The organism is Flavobacterium aquidurense (assembly GCF_002217195.1).
Classification (GTDB): Bacteria; Bacteroidota; Bacteroidia; order Flavobacteriales; family Flavobacteriaceae; genus Flavobacterium; species Flavobacterium frigidimaris.
Window position 1 is genome coordinate 1 of record NZ_MUGR01000078.1, and the last position, 21,558, is coordinate 21,558.

At 30.3% G+C, this 21,558-nt stretch carries 19 protein-coding genes; 3 read left to right on the forward strand and 16 right to left on the reverse strand.

Annotated features, from left to right (window positions below; translation table 11 throughout):
• Window positions 1-904 precede the first annotated feature (904 nt).
• Window positions 905-1,135 (reverse strand): hypothetical protein, encoded by a 231-nt coding sequence (locus B0A67_RS24425; RefSeq protein WP_072965200.1) that lies wholly within the window; start codon window positions 1,133-1,135, stop codon window positions 905-907.
• A gap of 262 nt (window positions 1,136-1,397) precedes the next feature.
• Window positions 1,398-1,697, reverse strand: a complete 300-nt coding sequence (locus B0A67_RS24435) for a hypothetical protein (RefSeq protein ID WP_123887488.1) — start codon at window positions 1,695-1,697, stop codon at window positions 1,398-1,400.
• Window positions 1,698-1,764: 67 nt separating this feature from the next.
• Between B0A67_RS24435 and B0A67_RS24440 the strand changes: the two genes are divergently transcribed.
• Window positions 1,765-1,986 carry a helix-turn-helix domain-containing protein gene (locus tag B0A67_RS24440; protein ID WP_072965203.1) on the forward strand — a complete coding sequence of 74 codons (222 nt, stop codon included), beginning with the start codon at window positions 1,765-1,767 and terminating at the stop codon, window positions 1,984-1,986.
• On the forward strand, window positions 1,983-2,474 hold the full coding sequence (locus tag B0A67_RS24445; protein WP_072965204.1) for a hypothetical protein: 492 nt from the start codon (window positions 1,983-1,985) through the stop codon (window positions 2,472-2,474). Before B0A67_RS24440 ends, B0A67_RS24445 begins: the two co-directional genes overlap by 4 nt.
• A gap of 63 nt (window positions 2,475-2,537) precedes the next feature.
• Here the strand turns inward: B0A67_RS24445 and B0A67_RS24450 are convergent, their stop codons facing one another.
• The 13 genes from B0A67_RS24450 to B0A67_RS24510 form a co-directional block, all read right to left on the reverse strand.
• Complete coding sequence (locus tag B0A67_RS24450) at window positions 2,538-8,696, reverse strand: TraQ conjugal transfer family protein (RefSeq protein ID WP_084074696.1); 6,159 nt, start codon at window positions 8,694-8,696, stop codon at window positions 2,538-2,540.
• 160 nt (window positions 8,697-8,856) lie between these two features.
• Window positions 8,857-9,399 carry a conjugal transfer protein TraO gene (locus B0A67_RS24455; RefSeq protein WP_072965206.1) on the reverse strand — a complete coding sequence of 181 codons (543 nt, stop codon included), beginning with the start codon at window positions 9,397-9,399 and terminating at the stop codon, window positions 8,857-8,859.
• A 75-nt stretch (window positions 9,400-9,474) separates the two neighbouring features.
• On the reverse strand, window positions 9,475-10,362 hold the full coding sequence (locus B0A67_RS24460; RefSeq protein ID WP_072965207.1) for a DUF4138 domain-containing protein: 888 nt from the start codon (window positions 10,360-10,362) through the stop codon (window positions 9,475-9,477).
• Window positions 10,359-11,363, reverse strand: a complete 1,005-nt coding sequence (gene traM, locus B0A67_RS24465) for a conjugative transposon protein TraM (protein WP_207557391.1) — start codon at window positions 11,361-11,363, stop codon at window positions 10,359-10,361. The genes B0A67_RS24460 and traM overlap by 4 nt, the downstream gene beginning before the upstream one ends.
• Before the next feature lies 1 nt (window position 11,364).
• On the reverse strand, window positions 11,365-12,030 hold the full coding sequence (locus B0A67_RS24470) for a hypothetical protein (protein WP_072965209.1): 666 nt from the start codon (window positions 12,028-12,030) through the stop codon (window positions 11,365-11,367).
• A gap of 4 nt (window positions 12,031-12,034) precedes the next feature.
• Complete coding sequence (locus B0A67_RS24475) at window positions 12,035-12,838, reverse strand: hypothetical protein (protein ID WP_072965210.1); 804 nt, start codon at window positions 12,836-12,838, stop codon at window positions 12,035-12,037.
• Entirely contained in the window at window positions 12,838-13,356 is a 519-nt protein-coding gene (locus tag B0A67_RS24480) for a hypothetical protein (protein ID WP_072965211.1), read from the reverse strand. Before B0A67_RS24480 ends, B0A67_RS24475 begins: the two co-directional genes overlap by 1 nt.
• A 4-nt stretch (window positions 13,357-13,360) precedes the next feature.
• The gene (locus B0A67_RS24485) at window positions 13,361-15,748 is read right to left on the reverse strand and encodes a VirB4 family type IV secretion system protein (RefSeq protein ID WP_072965212.1); all 2,388 of its coding nucleotides are present in this window, start codon (window positions 15,746-15,748) and stop codon (window positions 13,361-13,363) included.
• The gene (locus tag B0A67_RS24490) at window positions 15,741-15,995 is read right to left on the reverse strand and encodes a hypothetical protein (protein ID WP_072965213.1); all 255 of its coding nucleotides are present in this window, start codon (window positions 15,993-15,995) and stop codon (window positions 15,741-15,743) included. Before B0A67_RS24490 ends, B0A67_RS24485 begins: the two co-directional genes overlap by 8 nt.
• 44 nt (window positions 15,996-16,039) lie before the next feature.
• The gene (locus B0A67_RS24495) at window positions 16,040-16,336 is read right to left on the reverse strand and encodes a hypothetical protein (RefSeq protein ID WP_072965214.1); all 297 of its coding nucleotides are present in this window, start codon (window positions 16,334-16,336) and stop codon (window positions 16,040-16,042) included.
• A gap of 63 nt (window positions 16,337-16,399) precedes the next feature.
• Window positions 16,400-18,040 carry a type IV secretory system conjugative DNA transfer family protein gene (locus tag B0A67_RS24500; RefSeq protein ID WP_072965215.1) on the reverse strand — a complete coding sequence of 547 codons (1,641 nt, stop codon included), beginning with the start codon at window positions 18,038-18,040 and terminating at the stop codon, window positions 16,400-16,402.
• A 30-nt stretch (window positions 18,041-18,070) separates the two neighbouring features.
• Entirely contained in the window at window positions 18,071-19,786 is a 1,716-nt protein-coding gene (locus B0A67_RS24505) for a DUF5712 family protein (protein WP_072965216.1), read from the reverse strand.
• A complete protein-coding gene (locus B0A67_RS24510) occupies window positions 19,786-20,436 on the reverse strand; it encodes a hypothetical protein (protein WP_089069589.1) in 651 nt (216 codons plus the stop codon). Before B0A67_RS24510 ends, B0A67_RS24505 begins: the two co-directional genes overlap by 1 nt.
• A gap of 450 nt (window positions 20,437-20,886) precedes the next feature.
• Between B0A67_RS24510 and B0A67_RS24515 the strand changes: the two genes are divergently transcribed.
• The gene (locus tag B0A67_RS24515) at window positions 20,887-21,135 is read left to right on the forward strand and encodes a hypothetical protein (protein WP_072965218.1); all 249 of its coding nucleotides are present in this window, start codon (window positions 20,887-20,889) and stop codon (window positions 21,133-21,135) included.
• Between the two features lie 23 nt (window positions 21,136-21,158).
• Here the strand turns inward: B0A67_RS24515 and B0A67_RS25095 are convergent.
• The coding region (locus B0A67_RS25095; protein WP_207557392.1) for a hypothetical protein at window positions 21,159-21,558 on the reverse strand (400 nt) is incomplete at its 5' end.

Sequence of the window (21,558 nt, forward strand, 5' to 3'; positions counted from 1 at the left end):
TCCGAAAAAGATTTGCTTTTTAAACTCAATTATATCATTTGTTAGATTTAGATTTTGAAGCCTTTGAAATAAAACCGATATCCAATTTTTATTTTCGAAAATTGGAGATCTTCCGCTCTTTTTTTTGTTTGCTCGAGAAGACTAAAAATTTTTTGAATTACATCTTCCGTTGAGTTTGAGTTTTTCGCCTTTAAAACTGAACCCTACATTTAAAAATGGTTTTTGTAAGCAATCAGAACAAGTTTAAATTTAGTGTTCTTGGCTTCTGAGAGGAACGAACAGAAGTCTTAGAACTCTTTTTAAGGCTTGGGCTGTAATTGTGTCTAAAATCATTTTTAAAACCTTTGTTTGGTTTTATGGCTAAAATTCGAACTGGAAGAGGAAATTAAAAATTTTGAGGATTCGAGAACAGCAAATAAAATCAATAATCACTTTTTTATGCAGCGCTTTTGCCCTGCGAAATTTTTATGTAGCCGGGCGAAAGTGGCAGCATAAAAATATCCTTGTTTTTATCCTGGTTAATTGGCTACACTTGGCCAAAATTAACCAAGAATAAAAACCCCTGTGAAGCTTCACTTTTTGGCTGAGAACTGGACAAAAAAAATACTTCAGGTTTATCTGAAGTACTTTTTTTTTGTCATGTTTAATGGAATGCGTTAGGGATAGTAGCGATTGTTTGAAATCTTTTTTTGAGCAGGATTTTTCTTCCTGTTCAAAAAAAATTGAGTGCGGATAGCCCGACCAGAGGGAACGCCATAACACTATTATTTTTATATCACTCTACCGTCTTTTTTTCAGCAATTGAAGCATTAGCCTTTTTTGTTTTTATCGCCAAAATCAAAGTCCTTACGTCTTTAAAAATTTTTATAAATTCCCCAATTAGCAATTTTAATGGATTCATAATTTAGCTTTTATCTTTATCCTTATTGTTCTTAAAAACATCATTAATTCCGAAAGAATCCTTATTTGTAAAAATAAAAAACAAGGAAATTATCGCTAATATTCCGTAAATAATATTGTTCAATTTTGTAGGAATGTCAATAAGCAAAGAAACTATCATATACCCCACAAAACAAACAAATAAACCTATTTTGATGGCGTTTCCCATAATTCTATTTATTAGTATCGTTATCATTAATTTCATCATCAAAAAACTTATTCAAATCAACCCCTTTCATTCTTAAAAAAAGAAGATATCTAAACAGTTTATTTGTTCTGTACGAGTTTTCAAGATAATATTTTGTAGAAAGTTGCTTACTCTTAATAAAGCTATCAAGTTCTTTAATGTTTATTTTTAATTCCTTTCTTAACGTTTTAAGCATTACATTGAGTTTGAAGCAAAAATAAGCAAAAAAGGCGAAATAACCCTAAAAAGCATGTTGCAAAAACTACAATATTTATCTTACAAACTTCATTTCATCCTTAAGACTTTTAACCTGAAGTTCGAAAATGTCCTTACTTTTCTCTTTTTGGGCTTTTAAGGCAATATGATGTATAATTCTGTATTTTACAGAATCTTGCTCATACAAATCATTTACAATTGGCAAAAGTTCTTTTTCAAACTCTTCTTTAGAAAAATTCTTTTGTGAAGCTAAAGAGTTTATTTTTTGAATAGCTTCGGGTTGCGAAAGCTCTTTCTTACAAGCTGTTAAGCTTATTAAGAGTAATGTTGCTAAAAAAAGTCCTGTTTTTTTCATAATTAAATTATTTTTTACCAAAGATAATTACTATATTTGTAATATACAAATTTGATATGTTGATTTTATGAAAAAAGCTACAATATTAGCAATTCAAAAACTGAAAGATTTTTTAGGAATAAAAACAGATTATGAATTAGCAAAGATTTTAAATGTTCCTCAAAGTACGGTAGCTAGGTATAGTAAAGGAAATACGTCAATATCGTTGGAAAAACTAAATGAATTTTGCGAAAAAGAAAATATTGAAATCGAGATAAATTATAAACAAATAAAAGGTAAAAAAAAATGAAAAAAATTGTAAGAACATTAGCAGTAGTATTAGTTTTAGGAGTTGTTTTCGTTTCTTGTTCTAAAGATGATGAAGATGGAAACGGACCAGTAGTCGTAGAAAAAAGTAATTTATTAGGAAAATATAAAGTTACGGAAGCAGTCGTTGCAACTGCAATAGACAGCAATGGCGATGGAGTTAGTAGTAACGACTTATTAAAAGAGGGATACAACGCTTGTACCTACGATAATTTGGTAGAGATAACAGAAATCAATTTTATTTATAGAATGCAAGGAAAGGCTTGCGATGCAACTGAAACAGACCAAATTAATACCTATGTAATTAGTGAAGATAAAAAGACTATAACTGTTTCTAAAGATGGTAAAGTAATCGAAACATTAAAAAGTGTTGAATTAGATAAAAACAGTAAAGGACAATCTGAAATGTATTTTAGTAAATACGATACTACTTTAAAACAAGATGTTTTCTTTACTTTACAGAAAATTTAAAAGACTAGAAATAAGAAAAGAAAAAGGGGGCTATATTAGCCCCCTTTCTTGTTTAGAATTTATTTAAAATTCATTATTTACCCAAATCCCATTATATACATATTGAACACCGTTACTATCATTTACTAATAAAGTAAACGGTTTATTTCTGTAACGATTACGAGGATTTCCTGAGTTATCGTTTTTATGAAGAAAAGTAGTTCCTTTAAATTCTCCGTCAATTCTTCCAAGTTCAGAAACATTTAAGTTAAAAACTTCTCCCTCAATTGTAAGGGTAACAGTAGTGATTGAAGCAGAACTGTTTTTCTTAAATTCCATATAGATATACCAATCCCAAGAATCTTGGTGTCCGCTTCTATTCCAATAATCAAGACTGGTGTAAACATTTACAGGAATAGGTTTTTGATACGAGTTTACAGATATCGTAACAACTTTTGTCTGCATAGTTACTTTATTTCTAACTGTAAAAACAAGTGTATTTTGTCCTTGAGTTAAAGTCGTAAGATTTCTTTGAAAGTTACCTATTACAACAGGATACCATTGGAAAGGGCTTAATGTAGTACTTCCATCTTTTACTATTTGACTTCCTGAAGTCGAAGAATAACTGATTTCATAATCCGTGCCACTAGGAGCAATTTCTGTAAGGTCAAAGTTTAAAACATCAGTTCCATCAACAAAAGGATTGTTATTTACAGCTCCGCCAGTAAATGTAAATTCTGCATTTTTTGTGTTTAACATTACAACGGTAGATTTTAATAAACCGTTACTATTTTTTACTTCAACAAGTAAATTAACTGCACCCATAGCAGTACCTTTAAATTTCAATGAAGTACTACCTAAAGAGATTGGCTGATAACTTCCAAGAGCGACAGGATTTCCTCCATTTGTAATAATACCATTTCCTGTTGTACCTGAATCGAAAGAATACTTAACCTCATAAGTTATAGAAGGATCAGGCAGAAGCTGAGCAATAAAAAGGTTAAAATCTTTAGTTTGATTTATATACAATGTACCATCGCCTGTAGAGGAAAGAGTGAAATCATTAATGATGTATTTCAGAGAAACATCATCTGATTTAGTGGCGTTTAATTGGTTTACTACTGTAAAAGTAATATTGTGATTTCCTGCCGTTGTACCAGTATAAGAACCATTAGAAGCACCTACTTCGATAGGAATTAATTGCCCTGCTGTGTATGTCGTTCCATTGTATGTGAAAGTACCAGTTCCAGAAGTAGCAAAACGCAATGTATAAGTATCCCCTGAACCTCCTGTTTGAATAAGGTTTAAATTAATATTTACCCCTGTTCCAACTACTTGATTGTTGCTCGTTGCATTAGCATTAAAAGTGAACTCTGAAGGTTTCACAACAACAGTAACTACTTGTGTTTTTTCAAGTAAAGTTGTTTTGTTTCTAACTGTAAATAACACTTTTATAGAACCTAGAGTAGAGCCTACAAATGTTCTATTAAACGAACCCGTTGAAACTGGATACCAAACATTTGCATTTTCTGTTGTTCCTCCATTCTTAATAATAGCGTCTCCGTTTGTAATACTATACTTCATTTCGTAATTAGTTCCTGAAGAAACATTTTCAGTAATATCGAAATTAAGAGGAGTAGTACCATTTATAAAGATAGTATTGTTCTGCGGTGCTCCTGTGAAAGTATAATCAATCGGTTTAACATCAAAACTTAATGTTGATGTATGCGTAATACCATTACTATCTTTTACAGTAACTAATACACTAATAGCCCCCGAAGCTGTAGCTTTAAAGGTTGGTGTTGTAAGACCTTTAGAAATAGAAATATATTGTTCAAAAGGAATTGTATTTGTTCCGTCTGTAATAATTCCGTCTCCTGTTGTTCCGCTTGCTAAAGAGTATTTAACTTGATACGAAATAGCATTGTCAGGTGTTTGCTGAGATATTGAAACATTAAATGTTTTTTGTGTATTTACGTTTAATGTACCATCGCCTGTTGTTGCTAAAGTAAAATCGTTATTTACATAGTTTAATGCAATTGTTGCCGTTCTAGAAAGATTATTTTGATTGGAAACCGTGAAAGTAACATTGTGTGCTCCTCCTACAGTTCCAACATATTTACCGTTCGATGCTCCAACAACGAAAGGAATTTCTTGCCCTGCTGTATAACTGTTTCCATTATAAATAAACGTTCCTGTACTTGAAGTACTGAAAATCATTTTATAAGTGTCAGTTCCACCTCCAATTTGCGCCACGTTGAAATTTACGTTAACTGGTGTTTTAGTAATTTCATTGTTACTGGTTGCATTAGCATTAAAAGTAAACTCAGAAGCTTTTACAGTAACGTCAATAATTTGTGATTTTTCAACTAGAGTAACTTTATTTCTAACTGTAAATAAGACTTTTACTGAGCCTAATGTTGTACTAAGCAAAGTTCTATTAAATGAACCTACAGATACAGGATACCAAACGTTTACATTTTCTACTGTTGAACCATTTTTAATTTGTGCAGCACCAGTGCTCACAGTAAACTTCATTTCGTAATTAGTTCCCGAAGCAATATTTTCTGTAATATCAAAATTTAAAGGTGTAGCATCGTTTAAGAATATCGCATTATTTTGCGGTGCTCCTGTGAAAGTATATTCAACCCCTTTAACATTAAAGGTTAATGTAGAAGTATGCGTAATACCGTTACTATCTTTCACAGTAACCAGTACATTAACAACTCCCTCCGCTGTTCCTCTAAATACTACTCCTGTAGTACCTTTAGAAATTGGATTATAATCTCCATAAGGAATTGCGTTTGTTCCATCTGTAAGAGTTCCATTTCCTACCGTTCCACTTGCTAAAGAGTATTTCACTTGGTAAGTAATACCCGTATCAGGTGTTTCTTGAGACAAGAAAACATTAAATCCTTTCTCTGTATTGATGTTCAAAGAACCATCCCCCGATGTAGCTAACGAAAAATCATTGTTTTTATAAGTAAGGTTTACATTTGCTACCCTAGTAAGATTATTTTGATTTCTTACTGTAAAAGTAATATTATGCAATCCTCCTACAGTTCCCGTGTATTTACCATTTGAAGAACCTATATTGAATGGAACGACTTGCCCTGCTGTATAAGTAATACCATTGTATGTAAAAGTTCCTGTATTAGAAGTACTAAAAATCATTTCGTAACTATCTGCTCCGCCACCAGTTTGAGCCACGTTGAAATTTATGTTAACTGGCGTTTTAGTAATTTCATTATTACTGGTTGCATTAGCAGTAAAAGTGAACTCCGTAGGTTTAACAATAACATCAATTGATTGCGTTTTTTCAATCAAAGTGGTTTTATTTCTAACTGTAAATAATACTTTAACAGTTCCAACAGTTGTACCGACAAAAGTTTTGTTGAAAGAACCTACAGAAGCAGGATACCAAACATTTGCGCTTTCTGTGGTTGCTCCATTTCTAATTTCGGCTTCTCCTGCCTGTATGCTGTATTTAATTTCATAATTAGTTTCAGAAACAGAAGATTCCGTAATATCAAAATTTATAGGCGTTGAATAGTTTACAAAAATTGAATTATTTTGTGTTGCTCCTGAAAAGGTGTAGCCAATTTCTACTACTGAAAAAGCAATAATAGAAGAGTGAACAACTCCGTTGCTGTCTTTAACTTCAACTTTAATATTAACCGCTCCAACTTGTGTTCCTACAAAAGATAAGGCAGTACTTCCAAGTGTTGCTGTGCTGTATGTTCCGTAAGGAATCTCTGCACCATCTTTTATTACTTTCCCTGCTCCTATACTACCTGATTCAATTAAGTATCTAACTTGGTAACTAGCTGTATCATCAGGTAAAAGTTGCGACAAATAGAAATTAATAATTTTTGATTTACCTAAATTAATAGTACCATCGCCCGAAGTAGATAAAGTAAAATCTGCATTTATAACGGTATAATTAATAATCTGATTATGAGTAATACCGTTACTATCTACTATCGTAAATTCGATTTTGCTTGTTCCGCTTTGATTTGATACAAAAGTATAATTATGGTTTCCTGCTGTGATATCAGTATCATTTTTTAAAGGTGTTCCATTGTCTAAAACTTGTCCAACTCCCGTAATCGTGTACTTAAGATTATATTTAATTCTCGGGTTAATTTGTTCCTGTGAAAGACTTAATAATAAGGCATCAGGATTGTTTTTATAAATCTTAGTGTTCGCTTGTTGAATATTGAATTTATAATCTGAAGCAATTACATTTACTTCCTGTATAATTTCTTCTTTCAATCCGTTGCTATCAGTAACGATGTAATGAATTTTATGTAATCCAACAGCTGTTGGTCTATAAGTCAATTTAAAAGCTGTAGGAGTAACAGTAATAGGAATACCTTGCTGTATTGCTGTATTGTCTTGATAGAATGAACCCGTCTTACCTGATTCAATAGAATAAGACACGTTGTAAACTGTTCCTGCATAATCTCCCGTAGGCACAAGCGCATAAGAGAAAACATTATCTTCATTTACAAAAACATTTTGGCTAGGCGTTGGAGTAAAGCTGAATTTATTGTTTGAAACAACAATTGTAACATCTTTAGAAACGATCTGTCCGTTACTATCTTTTAATTGAAAAGTTAAAACAAAATTACCCGCAACAATTGGAGTAAATTTATATTGAAACGCTCCTTTTTGAACATCAAAAAATTGTCCAGATTGTACCGTTGTACCTCCGTTTTGTAAAATTCCCTCTCCACCGCTTATAAAGTAATTCATTTTATAAGTTAAATCTACAGCACTTTGTGGTGTTATTACAAAATTAATAGGCACGCCTTGATTTACGTAGGTTTGTGTTACTGAAGAAACATTAAAAGTAACAGGAGTATGAGCAGAACCCATTTCGATAGTACCAGTTCTTTCTTCTCCTTTATTATCTGTAACAACAAAATTAAGCTTATGATTTCCTAACGTTTTAGGAACATATCCAAAACTAAAAGCCCCTTTAGTAACAGTAACAGGAGTTCCTGCATTAATAACAGTTCCGTTAGAATCCGTCATTGTTCCATCGCCCTCTACTGGTTGATAGACTAATTTATAAGTAACTCCATCACTATTTTGTGCATTCGGAATTAAATTAAAATTCAATATTGTTTTTTCGTTTAATCGAACTGCTTTTTCCGATGGTGTCGCTGTAAAAGTGAAAGGTACATTTTCAACTGTAATGGTTACAGTAGCTTCCTTTATTTGACCGTTACTATCTTTAACTTTAAAAGTAATAACAGCAATACCCTTACCGCTTGGTTTAAATTTATATTGATGTGTTCCTTTTTCAATAGGTTTAAATACTCCCGCTTGGTCGGCTACGCCTAAAGGATTTGTTATTGTTCCTGATATTCCTTTAGAATCGAAAGAATGTGCTATTTCATAAGTAACGTTTGCTGTTCTAATTTGTTCAGCCAAATCAACAGAAATAACAAGTTCCTGATTTACATTAATTGAAGTACTGGAAGCCGTTGCGCTTACTGTGAAAGGTACATTGTCAACAATCAATTCTATTGTTCTTTGAACTTTTGCCCCATCAGAAGCCGTTACAGTAGCTGTTATTTTATGTGTTCCTAATGTCGTAGGAAGATAATGCAATTCTTTAACTCCATTTTTCAACACATAATTTGTACCAACTGGTATTTCTGTAGTACCATCAAAAAATGTTCCTGTACCATTTTCAACCAAATAAGAAATATTGAATGTATCTACTTCTTTACGCAATATAGTAGCTGTAACCGCACCTTTTGCATTAATGTTATAAGAACTAAGGTTTGGAGTTAATAAGAACGTAAAAGGCGAGTATTTCGCTTGAAACGTAATTGTTTTAGTTTTAACCACTCCGTGATTATCTTCAACAGTTACAATTATTTTATTTACTCCTACCGTTTTAGGAATATATTTAAAAGATTGTTCCAAATTCGATGGAAAAATATATTTTTCATTATCCTTTATAGCAATAGTAGGCGAAATTGTTTCAAGATAAGATTCGCCTGTTTCTAAAACAAAACTCATTTTATAAGTAGTTCCGTCAACTACTCTCTGAGGTTTAATTTTAACATCAAAAGGTGCTGTTTCAAAAACATAGCCCTCTTGGGGTACAGTAATTGTTAATTCAAAATCAAATTGGTCTCTAATATCAATGTCCTTTGTACAACCCATTAATATAATGAGTGCAAATAAAAGGGAATACCGTAAATAGGTGTAATATTTTTTCATAGTTATATAAAATTTTCACGTTATTTTTAATTGGCCAGCTGTAAGCGCTTTTTGTGTTTTCACGTTATTTTGTGTTTCTGCAGCTCGTTCCTGGTTCTCGTTTTAACGTTATTTTGCCTTCCTGAAGAAAAGATCCGGAATAGCTTTTCACGTTATTTTTTTAATTGGCATAATATCTTATCCCTATTCCGACAAAGGGAATAAATTCGCCTAAAGAAGAATTAGAATGATAATATTGATTAGCACGTAAGGTTATTGATAATTCATCTTGTATTGCATAATCAAAATCTACTCCGATATAAGCCCCGTAAATAAATCCTGATTTACTTTCTATAACTGCTCCATTACTTAAATTTTTATCTCCATTGTTGATTGCTTCATATCCAAAAACTCCCCCTGCTCCAATATTTATATTGAAAGTGTTTTGATAGTTGTAATAGACATTTTTAGAATAGCCAAGATTAAAAGTAAAATCGTTGTAAGGAATTTTAATTCCTGAAACGTATTTAAACTTAGAGGCTGTCATTAACAATCCTGCATCGATAAAATCGTGGCGGTCTAAAAAGTAGTTGTAGCTAATTATTCCGCCAAATCCATCTTGAACCGCTCCAAGATTAATTGCAAAGGCATTAGCATAAGACTGAGATTTTGCTTCTTGAATAAAAAGTCCGAAAAAGAAAATCAGTAGTAGGTGTTTTTTCATGTGTATTTTAGTTTAAATTAGGTAATAGACACCCTTACCATTTTTCAATGGTAAGGTAAGTCTTATGTAAAAAAATTATTTTGGATTATTAATCAAGGAGTTCGGTATTTCTAAGGTTACCGTCCTTTCTCCGTTTACTTCTGCCATTTCGACCAGTAAAATTTTCTTCTCATTTATAGAAAACTTACTGTAGACGAAAACAACTTCTGAGGTTTTTCCTGCGTATAATTTTTGAGGGAGATTATAAGCAAACTTGTACTGATAGTTTATTGTTTGGCTAGTAGTGTTCCTCTTTTTGTTTTTGGAATTGATATAAATATTTAGATAATTGATATCATAATCTAAAGGGGAATCATTTTTAAGAATCAGCGTAAAGTATAAATCATTTTTGATGTAGCTTATACTTTTTAATTTAACCATTATATTATCTTTTGCTCCGTAGATTCGATTATAGAATGGTGCTTTTTCAATTTCTTTTCTGCATATATTTTTATAATTGGCGATACTATCAGTTGCATAATCCTGTTCATAGTCGTTAACTGAAATAGGGGCAACGGTATTATCAGTAGTGGTATTTGTAGCAGTTGAACGATTTTCTTTTTCGGACTTTTTTATAAAATTTCCTTTTTCATTACCAACTGCCATAGCATTAGATATAAAGTAATTTGCTTTTTTAATATCATTTTGATATCGTACCACAAATGAAAATATATTTCCGTTTTCGGTAATTACCAACATATTACTTTCTTGTCCAGCTGAAGCTTTAAAAATTCCAATTGAACTTGGGTTTTCTTCATCATATCCAAACACAAAATTTTCACTTCCTGTTATGGCTTTCTTAATGGGGCTTGGAAAAAACAAAGTTGTATTCTTATTTTCTGTTCCATAAATGGTATCTGTTACCGTTCTTTCTTGACTATAAGAAATAAAAAAAGTTAGAAATAAAAGGATGCAATTTTTCATCGTGAGGACGGTTTTAAAATCATTTTCTGATTATTCAACAAATCAATTTTTACTTCTTTATTCTTCTTTCTTAAAATATTATTTAGAGTTCTTCCCACTACTGGGATATCGTCTAATCCTGAATCATTTGCATTTTGGTCAATAACACCGCTTGTTGTTTCTCCAATTAAACTTTCTGTTACTTGCAATCCTAAACCTCCATCCTGAGCATCATATCCCATAAGCTGAACAGGATTTTGATTGATACTTGTTACTGTAAAATTTACTCGACTTCCTGAGAAAGTAGCTTTTGCATAAACAATTGTGTTTTTCTTAAAAAGCTTATCATCTATCGTAACATCTTTAGGTAATAAAAGTGTTACTCTTTGATTATTTTTAATTCCCATTTGGTCGCCTTTAATTACCGCATAAATAACATCCTGTTTAACAATTTCTTTCTTTTTTGAACTTGAAAAAAAGTTACTAATACTATTTGCATTAACTTGTTTAGGTGTACTTGTTTGTTGTGCAACAACTGTTGGCTGTTGTACTGGTGCTTCTTCAGAATTAGTATAATATTCTTTAGGCTGTGTTTTTTTAACTGCTGTACTTTTTCTTTTTACCGAACCTCCTGAAGATTGTTTTTTTGTTTCTGTAGTAGATATATTCTCTACAGGTTTTTCTTCTTCTATCGTTTTATTTGGGGCTTTTTTTATATTTGTTTCAGGAACAGTTAAAGGTTCATTCGTAGAGAATCCCATTAAATCGCCATTAATGGTCGTATCTTGTTCTTTCCCTCCGTTTAAAGCTTCTATTTTGGAATTGTATTTATTAGCTTCCCCCTCGGGTGTTCCAAACTCCTCTACCTGTTTATTTTTATCATCTGAATCAAAATCACTTACTGCATATATAATTAAGCCTAAAGCAAAAACTCCTATTACCGCATAAGCTATGTATGTCTTTTTTTGTTCTGCTGTAATTTTGCTCTTTTTTTTCGGGTCTTTTGTGCCTGACTTTTCCATATTATTCATTTTGATTAACTGCCTCTGCATTTATTTGTTCTTCCTCTTTCTGAACCTTAGGGTCTAATCGTTTAATGCTTTCAGAAAGTTTTGTTATAATCAATCCGTAAGGATTATAAGGGTAATTTTTGTTTACTTCTTCCAGAGTTGCTGTTATTGTTGATGTATAAAATTCTTTAGCTTCTCCATTAATTCTGACAATATGAACAACAAAAGAAACATCATAAGGAGCGTCATAAGAACTTATTTTCCAAGAATTTTGTTGTATTTCTGCATGTTGAACTAAACCCGTAATTGATAGAAAAGTATTGAAATAGCCTTTTTTATCTCTATCCTTAATTATTTCTGTTGGTTTATTACCTACCAACCACATTATTTTTTCTTTTTTCTCTTTCATTGTATAACCATCAAGGTCATAATAAAGAGAAACGAAATAATCCATGTTTGCCTGTACTTGTTTTAGTCTGTCTTTTTTTTCATCTAATTTAACCAAAGGAACTAATGCGCCTTTATCATTGATAGCGAACATATTTTGTTGGCTTTCTCTATAAACCTTAAAAATCACAAAGAGAGAAAAACAAGAAACAATTACTGTTACAAGAGCCATTGCCCAAACAATAGTATTATTCCTTTTTAAAATCGTATAAATATCATTTCCTATTTTCATAACTCTAACTAAAAAAATTTGTAATATAAGATGTTACCATCGTGAATAATTTGAATTTTACACTAAATACAACTACCGTTGTTATAAGACAGCCTATAAAAGTTGGAGACATATATCCAATACTTGCGAAATTAGTTCCATCATCAGAAAGGAATTGTTTAATTAATAGTTCCTGTACCACATTTGTAAAATTTATAATCGCAATGTATGCCAAACCTAAAATTAAAAGCCCTATATATTTCTTAATCCATTTTCCTAGCAAATCCTTTGTTAAATCTAATGTTGACATTGCTATTATAAGAGGAAAAAGAAGTTTCATTAACTGGATTAAAAATACTCTTACCAACAGATATGAACATGTTAATGACATATCAGCAACATTGAAGATAAATGATACAATAGAGAAACAAACGTAAAATAAAAAGGAAAAAATAATATCGATTGTCATATCAAGAAAACCAATATCTTCACTATTATAAACTTCCATTTGTTGCTCTAAAATTTGATTCATTCGGCTGTAAAGATTACTTGGAGTACTTGCAACCATTCCATCTATTTGAGAAAATAATCCTTCAATGAAACCGATAATCCAATCACAACTCATAATAATACAAGCATATCCAATAAGATTAAAAACGTTTCCTAATTTGGGAGTTTCATTATCAAAATCTGATATGTATGTATTTAGTAATTTAAACAGTAACAATGCTAAAGCCATCGCTTTACAACCTGAAAGGAGAAAACTCCATCCAAATACATTTTCCCGTTCAAGGAGTCTTCTTAATTCTTCTATAAAAGTAAAATCCATTATTTTACTGAATTAGCATACATTCTACTTCTCATTAAGCTTAACTCTAATTTTTTATTTTCTGCTGTAACTAAATCAATTCTTTCTTTGTCGTTCATATTAAAAACATTGTCACTAAGAAATTCTTGAATTTTTTTAATACTAGAAGAAGAAGTATTTAAAATGTTCTGTAATTGATTTCTAGGAATAGTTGATTTTTTAGAGTTCGTTACTAATCCTACGTTTTTGATTATTTCTTTCTGTTTAGAAATGAACTTATCTACATCATTATAACTCTGAACGGCATCACTTACTTTTTCGACTTTCTCCGCTGTTGCTTTTACCGTATTATACGTTTTTTCAAGTTGTGATAGCTGTTTAGCAGCGGTTACAACTTGTTCTGCCATTTTACCGTAACTGCTGGCAGTAGTAGTGTTTAATAATCCTAATTGACCGTTTGTTGCGACGTCTGTTACAGGAATTTGTGCGTGAATTGTTCCTGTTATTGCTAATGCTAGTAATAGTATTAATTTTTTCATAGTATTAATTTTTAGTAATTAAGAATTTATTTATTGCTGTTTCCATGTCTCCACATTCTTCGTAAACATCTAGTAGTTTCTGATTATCTGCTCCCTCCGTTTGATAAGCCCAGTAAACTTGTTTAGGAACTTCAAGGCGATAAACTTGATGTATTTTGCCTCTCATTATAAAGATTTCTGAATAAGGTCGTTGTGCTGAAAAATTAGATTGAATACTACACATTTGATAATAAGCGTGCTCACTTAAATCAAATCTTTTTTGTAGTGATCTGTAATCTTTAGCATTTAAGACATAAAGAATTTGAGTGTTTTCTACAATTGCTTTAGATAAAGGATTTTCAGGTAATTGGCTTTCTGATTGCAGGATAATTCCAATTGCTCCATTCTGTTTTCTAATTGCTTGATAAAAATATTGAATACGTCTAAGGATACCATCCCATTGTAATTGCTCTGCAACTTCATCAAATAAAATAACTCCTTTTGTGCTTTTATCCTGCCAAATTGTTTTATTAATGGTAGTAAATACAAGCTGTAGCATAACTGTTAAAAGTAATGGATTACTACGTGCTTGGTCAAGTTCAAAAACTATAATTTTTTTATCTTTTAATTCTTCTCCTAAATCTTTTTCGGACTTTTTATATAAAAAAGCATAAGCCCCATTTTCCACAAATTCGCCCATTAAATGCAAAAATTCCTCTCTATTAAAAAATTCCTCTTTAATGTTTAAGTCCTTTAAAATCGTAGGAGTATATTTTATATACAATACGAAATCAGGCATTGAGCGATATTCAGATTCATAATTAGTATAATAGGATTCTATTAGCATTTTTAAGGAAGTTTTTTCCATTTCTGAAACCTCCGAACCTCTTTTATAGTGAATACCCACAAACTCGACTAATTCCTCTATTTTTTCAGTAGTGATTTCGTTAATTAAGAAAGGATTTACTCCAATTGATTTACCGTGCTCATAAGTTATATAAGCTGTATCATTTGGAAACAGAGCGGAAATTTTTTTATAACTTCCTCCTAAATCGACTATAACTTGTCTTAATCCTTGACTATAGTTCGAAGTGATTATATGATTTGCGTTAAAACTTTTTCCAAAACCAGTAGGTGCCAGAATAAAAAAGTTTCTAGCGTTTATGTTCTTCTTTTTATCATCCCAAGTATCTACATATACAGGCGTGTTTGCTAATCTTGAATTGTATAAAATTCCTGTACTTTCATTTTTGTAGTTTCCTGTATTATTTAAAAAAGTACAGAACATTTCTAAAGAAGCAATATATAATTGTCTCTCTGTAAGATATTGTGAAAAGAAAGGAAAACTATTGTTGTATAAAGCGTTCAAATAGTTTCCTGTTGGAACATAAGGCTTAACATCAATATCTCTAAACTGTTCATTTACTTTTAAGACATTACTAGCTAGTTCCTGCTCAGAATCGGCAATAACAATAATATTATTGTGTCCTCGAATCATTCGTACTGTATCAATATTCTGTACAAGGTCTTGAATGATTTCATCAGTTACATCGGCAAAGTACTTATTCTGTTTATCAAAACTGGAAGACTTTTTTAACTGCTCATTTCTTTTTCGTAAATCATCAAGATGTTTTCTGTTGTCATCAATTATACATATTTGATTATAGATATGTGAAAAATCTAAATCAAAAGAAAAGTTCTCCCCATAATTTTTAAAGAAAACGGTTTTATCATTTGACAAATATTTGTCTTTTCGATGTGTCGAAAAAGTCTCAGGCAATTTTTCTTCATCTAACATACAAATCATAGATGCATGTTGCGTGCCTATGGTAATGTCGCTGTGATTGAAAAACCTATCAGATACTTTTGATTCATCAAACAAATTAAAATAGAGGTCATAATAATTTTTTAAAAAATAATCCTCCATTTCAGAAACAACAAGGCGATTACCTCCTTGCAATTTAATTGAATTTAAAAATTGTACTGTCTCTAGAACTGATTGCGTAAAAGCATCAATTTTTTCATCAAACCCGTCAAATTCTTTCTTGTTTAATTTCTTAAAAGGATTGATTAAGGAATGATTTATTACTTCCTGACTTGGAAGTAAAAAAAACAAATAACAATCGTGTTTAATATAGGTCATTCCGTCAAAATGCTTTTGTGTTGCATTTTCTAAGAAATTTGTATTTCTAAAAGAAGAAGAATTAAACTTTGTTTTTAAAAAAACATCTTGTTTATAAAAGATAGAACCGATTGGTAAATCTTTTAATGCTTTATTCCAGTATTCATTTAAAGAAGCATAATCATCCCCTCCTAAAGAATATTTTTCAGGAAGCTCTAATTTATAACCAAGTCCAAAAACCCCGTTCGCAAAAACAATTTTATTTCCTTCTAAATAAATATATTTACTCATATTCTGAATATTTTTTTGGTAAAACGTTATCCGTCATTTTTGCGATAAAAGCTTTATTTGATAATACCAGTTTTGAAACAACAAAAAGCACCACCATATAAATAGAAACCAATATTAATTTTAGTAAAGAGAATCCACCCATAAAAGCGAGCAATCCAATTATTAAACCAATAGCGAACGTAAAAAACCCTACGATAGAAAATCCATAGATGTATGGAGTTTGTCTAATTTTTTTATAATTTCTCATAATAAAAATAAAAGGGCATAAAGCCCTTTTATTGCTTTTAATTATTACAAAGCTTGACTTGAAACGAAAGTATACAAACCTGCAATTATACTCACTACAACAACGTAGAGAACAATATTAGTAAGTCCTTTTTTCCAGTCTCCCCCCTCTTTTGTAAAATGTCCTAAGTTCATTAAACAAACAACTATAAACAGCGCACCTGCTACAATTGGGAATAATTTTTTAATTTCGTTCGCTACGTCATTCGCACCGCTCGTTAAATCTATTGAACCACCTGCATAGGTGTTACTTGCCAACAATAGACCTGCAATAACTAAACTGCATTTCAAATACTTTCTCATAGAAATTAGGGTTTATATTTAGGTCACAAATATAATAATTATATTATTAAATATATAATAAATTTACACTATATTAGAATTTATTATTCTATCTACGTCTTTTATAATCTTATAGAAATTAGCATTATATTTTTCAGTAGTTAGGTTTTTACTATCATCCAAAGCTTCTCTTTCAATTATTGGACGGCTGAATTTTAGAATTTCACTTTTACCATCCGATAAAAACGCAAAATCCCCGACCCCTAACTTAAGAAAGGTGCTTGCTCTAACTTTTGAAACTTCTTTTTCTCCATAGCTAGTACCTTTTGTAGATTGAAAAAGACTTCCTCCTGCGCTCTTTTGAACAGTTTTAGTTTCTTCTTTTACAAGTTCAAAATATCCCTCGTAAAATTTAGCAGTATCGGGATCGTTTGCTTTTCCAAAAAACTGAGTTGATAAATTGGCAGTAATCTCTTTAAAATTATCTCTCCCATATTGAACAACTCCCTGTACTAAATCCTGGGCGCAATAAACGACAGAAACACCAAAACTTCTCATTGTTGCGGGAATCTTCGCCATATTTCTAAGTTTGATTGTTGGGGCTTCATCTAATAATACAAAGCTTTGTTTACGCCCTCTAACCATCATTTGCTTAGTTGCTGTATGAATAATTGTTGCGATAATTGGAGTTAAAAAAGAATCTGCTTTAGGTTCATTTAAAATGGTAATTACAGAATTGTTTTCAGGATTATTTACATCTAAAAAAACATCATCGCCACTTAATACCCAAAATGATTCGGGAAAAGCAAGTTTCCTTAGCGCATTAGCCAGCGTACTTAAAACGGATGCTGTTTGTCTTTCAGATGCTAAACCCATTATAAAAGCAGAACCTTGTATAGCGACCCTCTTATCTTCTAGCAAAAATTTCTTTAATTTTCCAAATGTAGCTTCTGCCTGTGCTCCTAAATCTCTACTCTCTGTTTCTTCAGAAAAATCGACAGCTAAAATAAAGGCAATAATATGAGGAATCGTACACATATCTCGGTGGTACATGTGAAATTTTAGTATAATGGCAGACAATAAAGCGGTTGCATTTTCAGTAAAAAAATCCCCTCCTGATTTACCTGCACCCAAATTATCAATAATAACATTTACAACCTCGTTAATGTCTTTTTCATCTGAAATATACCTATCACTTAAAGGATTAATTCTAAGCCCAATATAAGGCTTGTGAATGGCTATAACTTTAAGCCTATCCCCAAATAAAGGTTTTGCTATTTCTGATAGCTCCCCATCTTTATAATCGTAAATAATACCGCTAAAATCTTTATTAGAAAAATGCTGTAATAACCTGAAAATAGGACTTTCGGTTTTTCCACTACCTGCTGAAGCAATAATTAAAATTCCTCTTCGCACATTTTTAATATACTTTATTCCTTTGGTAGTTGGAATAGGACAATCCCAAAGTTCGTCTACTTTATCAGGGAACGTTAAAAGAGAGTATAACGCACCTATAAGTAAAGATGGTAGAATAAGAAAAAGACCTATTTTATGTATAAATATATCTTTGAATTTAAAGTAAAGAATACCGCATATTGCTAAGTAAAAAAAGCCAAAAAGAATTTTTGGTTTAAGACGAAAAAGAGCAATTATTAATCCTGTTAAAATACCGAATACGCCAATAATATAAATCCAGTTTTTTACTGTGTAGCCTAAAATTTCCATAAGTGAGTGTTTGTTTTTTATTAAATGGGATTACCCGATATCTATTCCTTGTGATAATATTTTCTTTGTAACTTTTAAAGCCAAATCCTTTATACTTGTAGGTAATCGACTTGGTATATTTGCAATTCCTAATTCTTTCTTTATATCAGCAATCGGGTTTATTATTCTTTTTGCTTCGTTGATTCCTGCATGTTTCATTATAAGTTGTTTTCCCTTATTTGTAACCTTGTTTTCTATAGCCTGAGAAGTACTAGATTTGCTTTGATTTTTATACGATTCGTAACTTTTGTCTAAAGGACGGTTATAATTAAACTTTGAATCAAAAATAGTTTCGGTTTTTTGTATAAAATTATTTCTGTCAAAACCAACTTTCGCACCATTATTCATATTGTTTTCTTTCTGATTTGCCAATGGTGAAAGTGAAATTTTATTTCTTGGATTTTCCATTGTTTTATCGTGCCGTGAAACTACAACGTGAACGTGATACTGGTTGCCCTCTTTAACATCGCCAACCTTTATAATTTCTCCTTTTGAATTTCGGTGCAAATTACCTTTATGCTCTTTTTGATTCCTTTGATTTTCTAAAATAATTTTATCATTATGTTTGTATGTTCTGCTAGTTTCAACTTTTCCGTACCACATTAAATCTTTTTCAGTTAATGGTCTTTTAGTCATGTCAAATCCTTTTTCAGTTGCTAGTTTATTATAGATATTTTCTTTTTCATTTTGGAACTCTTTTGTAACTGCATTTTGTATCGCATACGATTCTTTTTCTTTTAATAAATGTTCAGAAACATAATAATTTCCATCTTTAATTTTGAGGTCTTTTTCATCAATTGCAAAAGATAACCTATCCTTAAAACGATTATCTTTTTTGTTAAACTCAATAATTTTTGTTGGATTTTTATTTATATTAATTGTTTTTTTATTTATAGAATCGCATTGTATTTCAACCAATTTATTCTTTGAAATTACTTCTTTTTCTTTTTCTTCATATAAAGATTTAGGTAGTTTATATGTTCCATCTTTTTGAACTTGTAAAGTAGATTTTGGAACAAAAACTTCTGCCTTTCCTTTTTCTTTTAAATCAATTTCAATGCAATAAGATTTATCACTTTCACTTTTAATAGCAACATTATTTAAAGAAATCCATTCTTTTGATTTCACATTTTCTTTGTCATTATCTGAAGAAAGATTAATATTTTTTTCTTTTAAAAATTCTTTAAAAGCTTTTTCAGTTTCCAGATTCAAAGATTTTTTTTCTAAGTCATTCGGTAATTTACTTTCATTCACATAAATATCTCGATTAAAATTTTCAGCGTAACTTGTCATTACATCTTTAGTGTAAAGTTTCAACTGCATTTTCATTAATTCATCTTTCTGTTCATTATAATAAAGTTTAGAAGCTTCGTTTTTATTATCATAAATTCCTCTACTGTTTAATTCTTTTTCCGCAATTTTTTCCATGTGTTGCAGTTCATATTTACTTGGAGAAATATTTATCATATAAAAATTACTTGATGATAATTTTTGAGAACCTCTATTAGAATCTAAATTATTAATTATGTCTTGTGCATCAATTTTTTGATTAGAATTTACAGAATCGTAATTTGTGTCAAAATAGTTTTCATAATTATTAACCTCATTATTTATATTATTTAACTGATTTTCTTTGTCAAGATATTCAATTAAATTAGAGCTAGAAGTTGAACTTTTAGCATCATGTGCAGTAAAAGAAACATGCATTACAATTTATCTAATAAGTTAAACATTGCTTCTACTTCTTCTTTCTCCAAATCAATAACAACTTTTGTTTTACCAAAAGTATTTTTTTCATACCCGAGATTTTTCTTTAAATTATTTAATACTTTTTTATACTCTTTAAAAGTATTTTCCTGAGAATCTACTATAGAAGAATAGCTTTTAATTTGTGTATCATATTCAGCTATTTCTCTTTTCAGTTTTAATACAATATCATCATTATTATTTACTGGGTTTATAGTATCTGAAGTAGAAACTACAGAATCATTATTTAAAATATTTTCTGCGATATCTGAATTTGTTTTATCAATAGAACTCTCTAATAAAATTTTATAAACTGCATCAATTTTTCTATTAGTCAGGATATAATAATCTCTTTCAATTGCTCCAAATCTTTTTCTTAAACTTTGTGAATCGTCACTAATAAATTTTCGTAAATCCACAATTTCAGATTTAACCCCCGCCAAAGATTCAGAATAATTATTTGAAATTGTTTCTCTAGGAGATACATAATTAGATTTAAAAAAAGTGCCTATTGTGTTTATACAATCACTAAAATTATTGAACTGATAGTTTGTTTTAAGCCAATCTAAGCTTTCTTTTGCTGTTTCTGATATTTTTACGTTTACTGCCATAATGCGTGCTTTAAGTACTTCATATTTTTACGCTAATATACTAATTTTATTGACCTTAAGTTTACAATTACTCCTTAATTCTTGCTTTAAGCACGCATTATAAAAAACACAAAAATATAAAACATTAAAAATCAGCACTTTACATTTAGAACTACGATTTATCGTCGTTCCCTCTTGCTTACCCATCCATTGAACCCAAACTGAGCATAAACCCTACCTTTTAACCTCAATCCATAACCCAAACTTTGCACCATTCTTTAGCCCAAAAAAACCGCCCAGAATACACAAAAAAAATCTAACCCGAAATCAATAAAAAAATCCAAACTAAAGAGAAAACAAAAAAAAAACAAAACCGAAATCAATAAAAATTAAAAAGTATTTCAGTACAAAAGGTTTTCCCATAAAATAAATTTCTTTAAAAAAATAACTATCTTAGCAAAAAATTATATTATGAAAAATGAAAAACAACAGTCCGAAAATGAAGAACTAGATATTACTTCATTCATTAAAAAAATTTCAATTCAGTTATATCTAGCATCTAAAAAATTGGAAGACTTCCCACAAGAAAATAAAAAGGAAGCCGTAGAAATTTCAAAGCAGTTAAATAAAATTGACAAAGACTTGCTTAAAAGATTTAATATAAAGCTATCAAGTAAGACTAAAGATGAAGCGTTAGAATTACTAAAAATAATGAAATAAAAACGGGGCTTTCGCCCCTTTTTTTATACTTCTAAAACATCAATAGTAATTTTATAATCGGTAGTATTTATTTTTTCATCATACTTATTATTATAAAATTCAACCTCTTTTTCTAAAACTTCATTTAAACTTTTTTCCCAAATCCATTTCGGAAATATAACAGAATCTTCTTTTAATTCTTTAACTTTTGATTTCGGAATGAAAATAAATTTTTCCGCTTTGTACGTTCCTTTTTCAATTGGTATAATTAATTTATATACTTTATCCGAATAATTTTCGGCAATCAAAAAAACCTGAACTTGTTTTTCTTTAACCTCATTTTTTGTTGTATCATCAAAAAATGTTTTTTCCATTTCGATAGAATCCGCAGAAACATTAATTTTTGATTTTGGAAACCAAAATGTTTTATTCTCTATTTCCAGT